Origin of the sequence: Vibrio sp. A1-b2, from assembly GCF_021726015.1 — a bacterium.
In the GTDB taxonomy this organism is placed as follows: domain Bacteria; phylum Pseudomonadota; class Gammaproteobacteria; order Enterobacterales; family Vibrionaceae; genus Vibrio; species Vibrio diazotrophicus.
Map to the genome: position 1 here is coordinate 526,660 of NZ_JAKKCI010000001.1, position 13,361 is coordinate 540,020.

General features: G+C 42.8%; 8 protein-coding genes. 5 read left to right on the plus strand and 3 right to left on the minus strand.

What is annotated here, in order from left to right:
* The first annotated feature begins 178 nt into the window (after positions 1 to 178).
* From rne to L3V23_RS02335, 3 genes are all read left to right on the plus strand, one after another.
* Positions 179 to 3,193, plus strand: a complete 3,015-nt coding sequence (gene rne / locus L3V23_RS02325) for a ribonuclease E (protein WP_237291901.1) — start codon at positions 179 to 181, stop codon at positions 3,191 to 3,193.
* Positions 3,194 to 3,449: 256 nt separating this feature from the next.
* Positions 3,450 to 5,009: a SulP family inorganic anion transporter gene (locus tag L3V23_RS02330; RefSeq protein ID WP_102966696.1), complete on the plus strand. Its 1,560-nt coding sequence runs from the start codon at positions 3,450 to 3,452 to the stop codon at positions 5,007 to 5,009.
* Positions 5,010 to 5,173: 164 nt separating this feature from the next.
* Positions 5,174 to 6,049 carry a DMT family transporter gene (locus L3V23_RS02335; protein WP_102966695.1) on the plus strand — a complete coding sequence of 292 codons (876 nt, stop codon included), beginning with the start codon at positions 5,174 to 5,176 and terminating at the stop codon, positions 6,047 to 6,049.
* Positions 6,050 to 6,093: 44 nt separating this feature from the next.
* Here the strand turns inward: L3V23_RS02335 and L3V23_RS02340 are convergent, their stop codons facing one another.
* Both L3V23_RS02340 and adhE read right to left on the minus strand, forming a co-directional pair.
* Complete coding sequence (locus L3V23_RS02340; protein ID WP_102940777.1) at positions 6,094 to 6,504, minus strand: hypothetical protein; 411 nt, start codon at positions 6,502 to 6,504, stop codon at positions 6,094 to 6,096.
* A gap of 298 nt (positions 6,505 to 6,802) precedes the next feature.
* Positions 6,803 to 9,499, minus strand: coding sequence for a bifunctional acetaldehyde-CoA/alcohol dehydrogenase (gene adhE, locus L3V23_RS02345; RefSeq protein WP_042483633.1), 2,697 nt, complete (start codon positions 9,497 to 9,499; stop codon positions 6,803 to 6,805).
* A 633-nt stretch (positions 9,500 to 10,132) separates the two neighbouring features.
* Between adhE and L3V23_RS02350 the strand changes: the two genes are divergently transcribed.
* Both L3V23_RS02350 and L3V23_RS02355 read left to right on the plus strand, forming a co-directional pair.
* Positions 10,133 to 10,768: a YchE family NAAT transporter gene (locus L3V23_RS02350; RefSeq protein WP_042483635.1), complete on the plus strand. Its 636-nt coding sequence runs from the start codon at positions 10,133 to 10,135 to the stop codon at positions 10,766 to 10,768.
* 52 nt (positions 10,769 to 10,820) lie between these two features.
* Positions 10,821 to 11,678 (plus strand): ion transporter, encoded by an 858-nt coding sequence (locus L3V23_RS02355; RefSeq protein ID WP_102963136.1) that lies wholly within the window; start codon positions 10,821 to 10,823, stop codon positions 11,676 to 11,678.
* A gap of 103 nt (positions 11,679 to 11,781) precedes the next feature.
* Here L3V23_RS02355 and L3V23_RS02360 read toward each other — a convergent pair whose 3' ends face one another.
* On the minus strand, positions 11,782 to 13,302 hold the full coding sequence (locus L3V23_RS02360) for a diguanylate cyclase (protein ID WP_219725642.1): 1,521 nt from the start codon (positions 13,300 to 13,302) through the stop codon (positions 11,782 to 11,784).
* Between the last annotated feature and the right edge of the window lie 59 nt (positions 13,303 to 13,361).

The window sequence follows — 13,361 nt, forward strand, 5'->3', positions numbered from 1 at the left end:
AAATCCGCCTCTATGCGGATCACAGGCTGCTTATGCTTGTGATGACTGACGTGCCCTCAGAGCATCCCTCCAGCCGGGAGGCTGTAATGAATTAAGCCATGGGATCTGGCACCGTGAAAGCGAACCAAACGCGACAAGAACAATAATCAAAACAAAGAAAAAATTACGAGATTTTTAAATGAAAAGAATGCTAATTAACGCGACTCAGAAAGAAGAGTTGCGTGTCGCTTTGGTTGATGGCCAGCGATTGTTCGATCTTGATATCGAAAGTCCTGGACATGAATCTAAAAAAGCGAACATCTACAAAGGCCGTATTACCCGTATTGAACCAAGTCTAGAAGCTGCTTTCGTTGATTACGGCGCTGAAAGACACGGTTTCCTCCCTCTCAAAGAAATTGCCCGCGAATACTTCCCAGATGGTTATACCTATCAAGGCCGTCCAAGCATTAAAGAAGTGCTTAAAGAAGGTCAGGAAGTTATCGTTCAAATTGAAAAAGAGGAACGCGGTAGCAAAGGTGCAGCTCTAACAACTTTCATCTCTCTTGCTGGTAGCTATTTAGTTCTTATGCCTAACAACCCTCGTGCCGGCGGTATTTCTCGTCGTATCGAAGGTGATGAGCGTACTGAGCTAAAAACAGCATTGAGCTCTTTAGAATTACCACAAGGTATGGGCCTCATCGTTCGTACTGCGGGTGTTGGCAAAAACGGTGAAGAGTTAGAATGGGACTTAAACGTTCTACTTAATCATTGGGCTGCAATCAAACAAGCGTCTGATTCGAATCCTGCGCCATTTCTGATCCACCAAGAAAGTAACGTAATCGTGCGAGCGATTCGTGACTATTTGCGTCGTGATATCGGTGAAATCCTAATTGATAGTAATACTATCTATGAACGTGCTCTAGACCATATAAGTCTAGTTCGTCCTGATTTCGTAAACCGTGTTAAGAAATACGAAGGTGAAGTGCCGCTATTTAGTCACTTCCAGATCGAAAGCCAAATCGAATCTGCATTCCAACGTGAGGTTCGCCTTCCTTCTGGTGGCTCAATCGTTATTGACCCAACAGAAGCACTAACTTCTATCGATATCAACTCAGCTCGCGCAACTAAAGGCGGCGATATCGAAGAGACTGCTCTGAACACTAACCTAGAAGCTGCTGACGAAATTGCACGTCAATTACGCCTACGCGACTTAGGTGGTCTAGTTGTTATCGACTTTATCGATATGACACCAGTTCGTCACCAACGTGAAGTAGAAAACCGCTTGCGTGACGCTGTTCGCCTAGACCGTGCTCGAGTACAAATTGGCCGCATTTCACGCTTTGGCCTGTTAGAAATGTCTCGTCAACGCCTAAGCCCTTCTCTGGCAGAAGCAAGCCATCACATTTGTCCACGTTGTTCGGGCACGGGTGTAGTTCGTGACAACGAGTCTCTTGCGCTATCTGTTCTTCGTCTTATCGAAGAAGAAGCATTGAAAGACAACACAGCACAAGTATTGGCTGTAGTTCCTGTATCGATTGCTTCATATCTACTGAATGAAAAGCGTCGTTCAATTAACCATATTGAACGAATCCAAGAAGTTAGAATTACTATCGTTCCAAACTCAGACATGGAAACACCTCATTTCGAGGTAGTTCGTGTACGTGAAGGTGAAGAGCATGAAATTCTTTCTTACTTGATCCCAAGAAAACTTGAAGCACTAAAAGAAGCTGAAGGCAAAGAGCTTGGAGAACCTGATTTACGTCCAAAACGTATCGAAGAACCTGCTCTGAAAGGTTTTGCGTCACCAGCTCAGTCAGCACCTGCGCCAGTTGCAAAACCAAAAGTAGAAACGCCTAAAGAAACCGTTGTTGTTGAACAAAAACCTGGGCTGGTTAGCCGCTTCTTTAAAGCTTTAGCTGGTATTTTCGCTTCTTCAGAAGAAGAGAAGAAAGAACAGGTAAAAGAAACAAGCGAAGCAGAGAACGAGCGTAAGAAACAGCCTCAACGTCGCGAACGTAACGACCGCCGTCGTAACAACAACTCTCGAGACAGAAATCGTCGTAAGCCAAATGATAAGGCGAACGAAAAAGTTGAGAGTGAACAACCTGTTGTAGCAACTGAAAGCAAACAGCAAGAGCGCAAGCCTAAGCAAGAGCGCCGCAACAAGCGCGACCGCAATGATACGAAGTCGAACAAACTTCAACAAGAAGGCCGCCAGTTAGCAGCTGAAGCACAGCAAGAAGTGGTTGAAAAACCTGCAAGCGAAGCGCAACAAACAAAAGCTGCTGCAGTTAAAGAGCGTCGTCAACGCCGTAAGCTTAACAAGCAAGTTCGCGTGAACAATCAACAATCTGAAGAAGCAGAAATCGTTGAGAATTCATTGAATGCAGATGTTCAAGCACCTGTTACTCAAGAGCCTAAAGTCGAGTTGACTCAAGCGAATGTTGATACTGATAACAATGCAGAGCAACAAGATGAGCAGAAACAGCGTCGTAACCGTCGATCACCTCGTCACCTACGAGCAAGTGGTCAGCGTCGTCGCCGTGGTCGTGATCGTCGCCCTAACCCATTCCGCCTACGCAAAGGTGGTGTAGCTTCTCCAGAGATGGCTATGGGTAAAGTCATGCCACGTTACGACTTAGCTAAACCTGTGGTTAAAGCTCAGCCTCAAGTTGAAGCGGTAGTTGAACAAGCAGTTGTATCAACACCAGTATTAGGTGGCTACGCACTCCCAGAAATGGCAATGGGTAAAGTGATTGTTCGTCGTGACGTAGCTGTTGCTGAAGCGCCAGTTGAGAAAGCTCCAGAACCAGTGGTTGAAACGCCTGTCGTTGAACAGACTGTTGTTACACCAGCTGCTGTTGATCAAACACCAGTTACTCAACCAGAAGTGGAACAAGCCCCAGCAGTTGAAACCATTGAACAACCGACAACAGAAGCGCCTGTAGCTGAAGTTGTTGTGGAAGAAGTGGCAAAACAAGCGGCTGAGATCCCTGTACCCGTAGTTGAACCAGCGAAGAAAGCGAGTGTTACAGCTCCGGCAAAAGGTCATGCTTCATCACCAATGACTAAAGCTTCTGGTTCACAAGAGGTGAAGGAAATTGAAGTTAAGGCTGCACCTTTCCGCACTGAACGATACGCACCTATTGGTGCAGGTAGCCAAGTCGCTCGCAACCAAGCGGGTTCTGCCATGGCGAAACCTCAAGGTTACTAATTAGAAACCATGTAAAAGCCACCTTCGGGTGGCTTTTTTATTATTGCAGCAGACTCATTACTCTTGATTATTGGTTCAATATTGAACTTCATCACACAATTCTGTAGCATCCGCCATTCATCTTTAACTTAACGCGTTCAGCCTATTGAATACTCTTTTTGCCAAACAATATTTATTTGGCACATCCCATTTCGATTCAATGAGCGTTTTAAATAAAGTCGGTTCACAATTAATTATCAGGAAAAACACTCAACTCATGTTTGAATTTCCCCAGTTTTCCAAACACTCTGTAAAAAATGACGTTCTTTCGGGTCTTACTGTTGCTTTAGCACTGGTACCAGAAGCGGTTGCATTCGCATTTGTAGCTGGTGTTGACCCTATGGTTGGTCTGTACGCCGCATTTATTGTTGGTCTTGTGACTTCTATTTTCGGTGGACGCCCGGGCATGATCTCGGGAGCAACAGGCGCAATGGCTGTAGTAATGGTCAGCCTAGTATCAAGCCATGGTGTCCAATACCTGTTTGCCGCCATTTTGTTAACGGGAATACTGCAAATTGCAGCCGGCCTATTTAAACTCGGTAAGTTCATTCGCATGGTGCCTCATCCTGTCATGATTGGTTTCGTGAATGGCTTGGCTATTGTTATCTTCCTAGCACAATTAGGTCAGTTCAAGGCACCCGATATGAATGGCGCGCTTAGTTGGCTTCCAAGCGATCAGTTGTTCCTAATGTTAGGCTTGGTCGCTTTGACGATGGCTATCATCCACTTTCTTCCTAAAATTACCACTGCAGTTCCATCTTCATTAGCAGCGATAGTTACCGTCACTTTGCTGGTTCAAGGTCTCGGGTTAGAAACTCGTACTGTTGTCGATTTCTTGCGTGCAATGTCGGGCAATGAAGGCGCAACACTTGCTGGTACGCTGCCAACATTTGCCTTCCCTATTGTTCCAATGACACTTGAGACTTTACAAATTATTCTTCCGTATTCTGTTATTTTGGCAGCTATTGGTTTGATAGAGTCATTGCTGACGCTGACTGTTCTAGACGAAATGACTAACACTCGTGGTAAGTCTAACCGTGAATGTATGGGACAAGGTCTTGCGAACATTACCTGTTCTGTATTTGGCGCTATGGGTGGCTGTGCGATGATTGGTCAGTCAATGATTAACATTAATTCTGGTGGTCGTGGGCGCTTGTCAGGTATTGTGGCAGCGGTGATGCTACTGGTCTTTATCCTGTTTGCTTCCTCACTGATTGAAATGATCCCACTGGCTGCGCTAGTTGGCGTGATGTTCATGGTGGTGATCGGTACGTTTGAATGGGCAACCTTCAAACTTGCTCGTCGTGTACCTAAGCAAGATTTCTTTGTCATCGTACTAGTAACGATTGTTACCGTGTTTACCGACTTAGCTATTGCGGTAGGAGTTGGTGTAATTGCTTCTGCACTTATGTTTGCTTGGGAACACGCAAAACACATCTACGCAACCAGCCAGCTTAATGAAGAAGGTTCCAAAGTTTACAAAGTTAATGGCCCTATATTCTTTGGTTCAGCTGCGAACTTCTTAGAATTATTTGACGCGCAAAACGATCCACAAGATGTGATTGTCGATTTTGCTCAGTCACGTGTTGCAGACCACTCAGCCATTGAAGCGATTGAAACTCTGGCGGAGCGCTACGCTTCTGTAGGAAAAACACTTCATCTACGCCATTTAAGCCAAGATTGCCGTGCATTGCTTCATAAAGCAGGCAGCCTAGTCGAAATAAACGTTAAAGAAGACCCTAGCTATAAAGTTGCTACAGATGTGCTTGCAGGCTAGCTGACAGCTTCTTCAATCAACATTTCTAAGCCTCTCAATTGAGAGGCTTTTGTTATATATCCATTTGATATGGCAACCGATTAGTTGCATAGTGATATGCCTGTGCTCGTCTTGTGTCATCTCTGGCACAACAACTTTCTGTTATCTCTTTGGATGTTCTTAGCATGACATGGATTCTGTTCACTCTATTCGCCGCTTTTATGCAATCTTGGCGCAACGCTTTTCAAAGTCACTTATCTGGCGATGTAAAAACGGCTGGAGTCACTTTGGCGCGTTTTCTTTGGGCAAGTCCTATAGCTGCTCTGTATTTAATCGCTTTATATGTCATAGAGCCCATTGCTCTACCCAACTTTAATTCACTCTTCATCACTTACATTGTCGGTGCTGCGGCAATGCAAATCGTTGCGACAGCGCTTATGGTTAGGCTGTTTAAATTTAATAATTACGCCGTAGGAGCTGGTCTTGCCAAAAGCGAAGCATTAGTTGCCGCATTGTTAGGCATGCTTTTCTTCGGCACTCACCTGACATTATTGGGATGGTTCGGGGTATTTGTTGGCGGTATCGGTGTGTTCTTACTCAGTACTCAAGGTAGTTTTCGTCAAATATCCTTGCCCACCGTTATTTTGGGGATAAGCTGCGGCAGTGCCTTCGCGTTAACATCGCTATGGGTTCGAGAAGCCAGCATCGCTCTAGGATTACCTTTTCCTTACGGTGCCGCTTGGGTTTTGCTGTTAGTTATATCCCTTCAAACACTCATCCTAGTCGCATATTTAACCCTCAGAGATGTGGATACGCTAAAAGCTTTATTCGCCAGACCTAAAATAGTCTTCTTAACCAGCTTTACCAGTTGTCTAGGCTCAATAGGCTGGTTCAGTGCGATGTCTTTGCAAGCGGTTCCTTATGTGAAAACTCTAGGGCAGGTAGAAATCTTTTTTACGATGTTGATATCTGTTCTCTGGCTTAAACAAAAAGTCCGAATTAAAGACGGTTTTGGGCTAGTTCTTGTGGCTCTCGCCGCTATTCTAGTCATGTGGACTTAATATCAAAAAGAAGGCAATCTTCAGACTGCCTTCTTTTTAAAAAATTACATATTGTAGCCAGGCTCACTTGGGTTATATGTAACCTTATAAACTTTAAATACTCTCGCACCAAAGCCAGTACCACCGGTAAAGACTATTCGGCCTTCTCCTTTGTATAAAGCTTCAACTCTCGCTGCATCACTACCAAAATAGAATGGGATAAATGATTTACCTGTAATATAACTCAATGTATCCGTAGGTTGACCAATGGTGTCATAGACCTGCCCCATTGACATACCAACCTTTACCTTCGCGAACTTACTCTCAGCAGGGATATTCCCTGTTACTTGCGTAATATTTTCCTGTGAGTTGGTAACTTGAGTAGTAGATGTCGATTCAGAAGTACTAGCGCAGCCAATAATGAAATTAGTTACTAGAGCAAGCCCCAAAACTTGCAATACAGCTTTTTTATTCATTCAATTTTCCTTAGATTTATAATTACTATCTTTATTATTTTCGTGCATAGAATAATAACTATTCATAATACGCACAATATATATCTACATGATTTTTATGCATTATTCACGTTATTAATAAAAATTATAGATAATAAGAATTTTAATGGATAATTAGCCCTTATGTGACAACCCAAATATAGTCAGATCCAGATTTGATTATTATCCTATATCTGTTGAATAGACAAAAAAAGCCCCACCGAAGTGGGGCTTTTTGTTTCTTGATTTGGTAATCGTGCTAGCGAAAACCTATCTCAAATTAAGCTTTTACTTTTTTATCTGCTTTAGCAGCTGCTGGAGCTACTTGGTCAGCTTTCTTCTTGATTACAGTAGTACCTTCGAAAGTTTCACCTTCAACGAATGCTTTACCGTAGTAAGAAGAGATAAGTACTTCTTTCAGCTCAGTGATTAGAGGGTAACGTGGGTTTGCACCAGTACATTGGTCATCAAACGCGTCAACCGCTAGTTCTTCAACTTTCGCTAGGAAGTCAGCTTCGTTAACACCCGCAGCTTGGATAGACATTGGGATATCAAGGTCTTTCTTAAGCTCATCCATCCACGCTAGTAGACGTTCAATCTTCTGAGCAGTACGGTCACCAGGTTGAACTAGACCCAAGTGCTCTGCAACTTCTGCGTAACGACGACGTGCTTGTGGACGGTCGTATTGAGAGAATGCAGTTTGTTTAGTTGGGTTATCGTTCGCGTTGTAACGTACAACGTTAGAGATAAGCAGTGCGTTAGCAAGACCGTGTGGTAAGTGGAACTCAGCACCAATCTTGTGAGCCATTGAGTGACATACACCCAAGAAAGCGTTCGCAAATGCTACACCAGCGATAGTTGCTGCGTTGTGTACTTTTTCACGTGCGATTGGGTCATTTGCACCATTCTTGTAGCTTGATGGTAGGTACTCTTTTAGCATCTTAAGTGCTTGAAGAGCTTGACCGTCAGAGTATTCGTTCGCAAGAACAGATACGTATGCTTCAAGAGCGTGAGTTACTGCATCGTAACCACCAAACGCTGTTAGAGACTTAGGCATGTTCATAACAAGGTTCGCATCAACGATAGCCATGTTAGGAGTTAGCTCGTAGTCAGCTAGTGGGTATTTAGCACCAGTCTTGTCGTCAGTAACAACCGCGAATGGAGTAACTTCTGAACCAGTACCTGAAGTAGTAGTAATACATACCAACTCAGCTTTTTGACCCATTTTAGGGAACTTGTAGATACGTTTACGGATGTCCATAAAGCGCATTGCTAGTTCTTCGAAGTGAGTTTCTGGGTGCTCGTACATAACCCACATGATCTTCGCAGCATCCATTGGTGAACCACCACCTAGAGCTAGAATCACGTCTGGTTGGTAGCTAGCCATTTGAGCTGCACCTTTCTCTACTACAGATAGAGTTGGATCTGCTTCTACATCAAAGAATGTCTGAACTTCCATACCTTGAGCTTTAAGTAGTGAAACTACTTCATCTGCGTAACCGTTGTTGAATAGGAAACGGTCAGTTACAAGGAATGCGCGTTTTTTACCTTCTAGGTCGCTAAGAGCGATTGGAAGGCTACCACGACGGAAGTAGATTGACTTAGGTAGTTTGTGCCACAACATGTTTTCAGCTCGCTTAGCAACAATTTTCTTGTTGATTAGGTGTTTAGGACCAACGTTCTCAGAGATAGAGTTACCACCCCATGAACCACAACCTAACGTTAAAGATGGAGCAACGTTGAAGTTGTAAAGGTCACCGATACCACCGTGAGTAGTCGGAATGTTGATAAGAATACGAGCAGTCTTCATCTTGTCACCGAAGTAACGAATACGATCTGCGTTTACGTCTTGGTTAGTGTAAAGACCAGAAGTATGACCGATACCGCCGATTTCAACCATTGTTACAGCTTGGTCAACAGCGTCTTCGAAGCTATCCGCTTTGAACATACCTAGACATGGAGATAGTTTCTCATGTGCGAACTCGTCGTCGTAAGAAACTTTACCAAGACCTTCACCGATAAGAACTTTAGTATCAGCTGGAACTTTAACACCCGCCATTTCTGCGATAGCAGAAGCAGGTTGACCAACGATTTTTGCGTTTAGCGCACCGTCGATTAGGATTGTTTTACGTACTTTGTCAGCGTCAGCTTTGCTTAGTACATGAGCTTTGTGAGAAGCGAAACGCTCTTTAACTTCGTCGTATACATCTTTATGAACGATTACAGCCTGCTCAGAAGCACACACTACACCGTTATCGAAAGTTTTAGACATAAGAACAGAAGCTACTGCACGTTTGATGTCTGCTGTTTCATCGATAACAACTGGAACGTTACCTGCACCAACACCGATAGCTGGTTTACCAGAAGAGTAAGCCGCTTTAACCATGCCTGGACCACCAGTAGCAAGGATAAGTGCGATACCTTCGTGTTTCATAAGAGCGTTAGATAGCTCTACAGATGGTTGGTCGATCCAACCAATGATGTCTTTTGGCGCGCCCGCTGCTACTGCTGCGTCTAGAACCAGTTTAGCTGCATCGTTTGTAGAATTTTTAGCACGTGGGTGTGGTGAGAAAATAATACCGTTACGAGTCTTCAAAGAAATCAAAGATTTGAAGATTGCAGTAGATGTTGGGTTAGTTGTTGGGACGATACCACAGATGATGCCCACAGGCTCTGCGATAGTCATTGTGCCCATGCTTTCGTCTTCTTCTAGAACACCACAAGTTTTTTCATCTTTGTATTTGTTGTAGATGTATTCTGAAGCGAAGTGGTTTTTGATTACTTTATCTTCAACGATACCCATGCCAGATTCTGCTACCGCTTGTTGCGCTAGAGGAATACGAGCTTGGTTAGCTGCAAGAGATGCTGCACGGAAGATTTTGTCTACCTGCTCTTGAGAGTAAGTAGCAAACTCAGCTTGAGCCGCTTTAACGCGAGCTACTAGAGCATCTAGTTCAGCCAGATTAGTTACAGGCATAATGGATCTCCTAAAATAAAAAAATTTAAAATTAAAAACTCTTTATTAAGCATGTTGCATATGTGTTTTTTATCAAAACTTCAGAGACTTAATAACAACGAACTTAGTAAATTGCTTTCATGGCTGAGTATAATATTTCACTACGTGAAAAAAATTGACTCAGATCAGTTATGAAAAACTAATTATCCCTTTATAGGTAGAAAGCACCAAAGACACCAACTAACCAATTGTATTTATTAAAAAATTCATCACAAAATAAACTGGTTAAAAATACTGCATTCGAACTAAAAATCTAAAAAAAATACAACATCGTGTAAAAAAGTTTCATTTTTGTACAACATTACTACATGTAGACAAGTTTTCATGTGCTACTCATAGTATATCCATTTCATTTTGACTCTCCAGTAGATGCACTTTTTTTTATCAAAACTGGGGGGATGTTAAAAAATCCCATAAACAAGTCGATTAATGCACACATATTTGAAACAACTAATTTTCAATTATCGACCATAATTAGTTTTTCTCACGTATAAGCTGCAAAAAACAGCAAATTTTTTCATTCGCGATTTTGCTATGTTTGACTTAGATTACGCGCAATTAATTTCAATCCTATGAAAAATAAGAGAACCTAACATGTCGTTCGAAATTGCTATTTTTCTCCAGTTCTTTCTGGGCTTGGTTGCCGCAGTTAATCCTGTAGGAATCATGCCGGTTTTTGTTTCCCTTACTGGGCACATGACTCCAGAAGAGAAAAACAAAACCGCCGCTACTGCTAATACTGCTGTGGCCATCATTCTGATCACTGCGCTGCTTGGCGGACAAATGCTGTTAGACATGTTCAGTATTTCCCTGGACTCATTTCGTGTAGCCGGTGGTTTACTGCTTATGAGCATCGCCTTTTCGATGATGAGTGGTAAGTTGGGTGAAGATAAGCAAAACAAACAAGAGAAATCGGAATACATCAGCCGCGAACAAATTGGTGTGGTTCCGCTGGCAATGCCACTAATGGCGGGCCCAGGTGCTATCAGCTCAACCATAGTATATGGCTCTCGCTATCCGGGATTGATGGATACCACAGGTATTGTCGTCACGATTGTATTTTTCGCGTTGTGTTCGTGGTTGTTGTTCCGTTCAGCGCCCTATATTGTGAAATTGTTAGGCCAGACTGGCATCAACGTGATCACGCGTATCATGGGCTTGATACTTGGCGCATTAGGCATCGAATTTATTACCAATGGCTTACGTAGCCTATTCCCAGGATTGGCTTAAACGCTAGCCTAAGGCTATGATAGAGCGATAAAAAACGTTAGGTCGCTCTATCATGTCTTTCTCAAATGAAAATTTAAAACATCAGCTCTATGTCATCATCTTTGGTACTCACACCAAAGCGGGTAAAATTTTCGACATCGCACTTATTATCGCGATTTTCACCTCTTTGATCGTACTGGTTCTAAGTTCCATCCCAAGTTTTGATGCGAAATGGCGTGAAGAGTTCAAACTGATCGAATACGGATTTACAGCTCTATTCACCATTGAATACTTAACGCGACTCTACTGTTCACCAAAACCCAGCGCATACGCAAAAAGCTTTTACGGTGTAATCGATCTTGTCGCGATATTGCCGACATATCTCGTTATCTTGTTCCCTTCTGCGTCATTAGTTGGTGTCGTTCGAGCACTGAGAGTCATGCGTATCTTTCGTATACTTAAACTGGTTCGTTACCTTCAGGACTCCAATTTGTTGTTAAGATCATTGTTGGGTGCAAGAAGAAAAATCATTATTTTCTTCAGCACGGTAGCGATACTGGTCACCATCTTGGGTTCCTTTATTTATATTATTGAAGGGCCAGAAAACGGTTTTACTAGCATTCCGCAAAGTATCTATTGGGCAATTGTAACAATCACTACCGTAGGTTATGGCGACGTTGTACCACAGACAACACTAGGTAAAGGCTTAGCGGCACTTACCATGTTATTAGGTTATTCAATACTTGCTGTGCCGACGGGCATTATTACCGCAGAGCTACATCAAGAAATGAGTGCACACAGAGCATTAGTGAAATGTCCTAACTGCTCTTTGGCGGGACATGAGTCAGATGCTCTATTTTGTAAGCATTGTGGAAGTGAATTGGCAGATCCTGATAAGCGAGTGGTACCAGTCCATACGACGAAAACATAGCGGATGTTAGAAGCTTAAAACTACGGATTAATACATGGGTGGTTCGACTTACTCAGTATCGTTAACCAGTAGCGGAGAAGAGATAAACCATCTCCGCCATTGTTTATGCGACAGCTGATTGCTCCTCAAAGATTTCATACCCTCCTTCTGGATAGTTTCGTTTAGCCAAATACATCATCTGATCGGCTCGTTGAATCAAAGACTCAGTATCAAGCCTATTCGCTGAATAGAAGGCAACACCAATACTGGGAGGAACAATGACTCTGGCTGTTTGTGCCCCTTCAAGGATATGTGGTTCGGATAAGACTTTTACAAATTTATTCGCGACAACAGAAGCATTTGCTCGGCATTTTAACCCTTTTACGATGACTGCAAATTCATCCCCGCCAAGACGGTAAACATTATCTGAACTTCGCAGGACTTCTTTCAGCCTCTGCCCGACATTCTTAATGACCAAATCTCCAGCTGCGTGGCCGTACTTGTCATTGACGTCCTTAAATTTGTTTAAATCCATGTAAAATAATCCATATTGGTGTTCTGTATCTTCCATCATATCGAGATGATTATGGAACGACCGTCGGTTGGGGATCTCTGTGAGTTGATCTGTGTTTGCGTATTGGTGAAGCTGGCTATTGAGCTCTTTCTGCAAAGTAATATCTTGATAAGTTCCTGCAACTGTAAGAGGAATTTGACTGTTAAATGCCCTCTTGATAACTCTACCTCTTACCAAAATCCAAACCCAGTGGCCAAGTCTGTGCCTTACCCTAATCTCAGTCTGGAAAAAACTGACTTCACCATCCAACTTAGACCGCATATTTTCTTGGGCATCAGCCCAATCTTCAGAATGACAAAGGGGCTTCAAGCTTCCCCGTTTAATCGGGAAATCCGCCCACCGCTGGTAACCAACCATAGCGTAGGCGTAATCATTCAAAGCTAATTGATCACTTTGAATATCCCACTCCCAGGTCCCAATATTGGCAGCCCAAATCACATCCGACAGTCGTTTCTTTTCATCTTCGAGTTGGGTTTTAGTGCTTCTCTGATTTATCAGCAGTCGACTTAATGCTACCAAGGCAGAGACAAGAAATGTTGATAGCACAGTAAATGTAATTAATTGACGTTGATGAGTAGATCTCAACTGAGCGGATTGTTCTTTGACCATATCGTCGAGTCGATGTTGAAAGTGCCAGAGTCCTTCTTGAGCCGAACGGTATTCAGAAATATCTCGAATAATTGAATAGAGAACAGGCCTGCCTTGATAAGAAATAGGAATAGACGACACTTCAACGGTTTTTAAATTTCCGTTTTTTAACTGGTGCTTAAAAATGAAGTAGTTTCTTTTCTCTTTTCGAGCTAGCTGCATTTCTGCTTGAGTCGCCTCTTTGCTGAGAGTATTAATCTCTTGAATCTTCATAGATTCTAATTCTGAAATTGAGTAGCCGTAAAACTCTGCAGCAGAAGAGTTGGCTTTGACAATACTCCCTGTCACAGGATGGATTAGTAACATCACCATTTTGTGCTCTGCAAATGCCTTAACCCCATCGAGAGCATAGACTTCGAAAGAACCTAGAAATGTAATCAGTACAATGATAATGAGATTTTTAACGCAAAGTATAAGTGACATAAACCTAACTACAGCCATCAACAAGGTACATTTCAAAAATCATTCAGTGAGCACATGGA

Bases quoted from the DNA above. Each gene is read 5' to 3' on its own strand.
- rne (WP_237291901.1), top strand. From the start codon at position 179: ATGAAAAGAATGCTAATTAACGCGACTCAGAAAGAAGAGTTGCGTGTC.
- L3V23_RS02330 (WP_102966696.1), top strand. From the start codon at position 3,450: ATGTTTGAATTTCCCCAGTTTTCCAAACACTCTGTAAAAAATGACGTT.
- L3V23_RS02335 (WP_102966695.1), top strand. From the start codon at position 5,174: ATGACATGGATTCTGTTCACTCTATTCGCCGCTTTTATGCAATCTTGG.
- L3V23_RS02340 (WP_102940777.1), bottom strand. From the start codon at position 6,504: ATGAATAAAAAAGCTGTATTGCAAGTTTTGGGGCTTGCTCTAGTAACT.
- adhE (WP_042483633.1), bottom strand. From the start codon at position 9,499: ATGCCTGTAACTAATCTGGCTGAACTAGATGCTCTAGTAGCTCGCGTT.
- L3V23_RS02350 (WP_042483635.1), top strand. From the start codon at position 10,133: ATGTCGTTCGAAATTGCTATTTTTCTCCAGTTCTTTCTGGGCTTGGTT.
- L3V23_RS02355 (WP_102963136.1), top strand. From the start codon at position 10,821: ATGTCTTTCTCAAATGAAAATTTAAAACATCAGCTCTATGTCATCATC.
- L3V23_RS02360 (WP_219725642.1), bottom strand. From the start codon at position 13,302: ATGTCACTTATACTTTGCGTTAAAAATCTCATTATCATTGTACTGATT.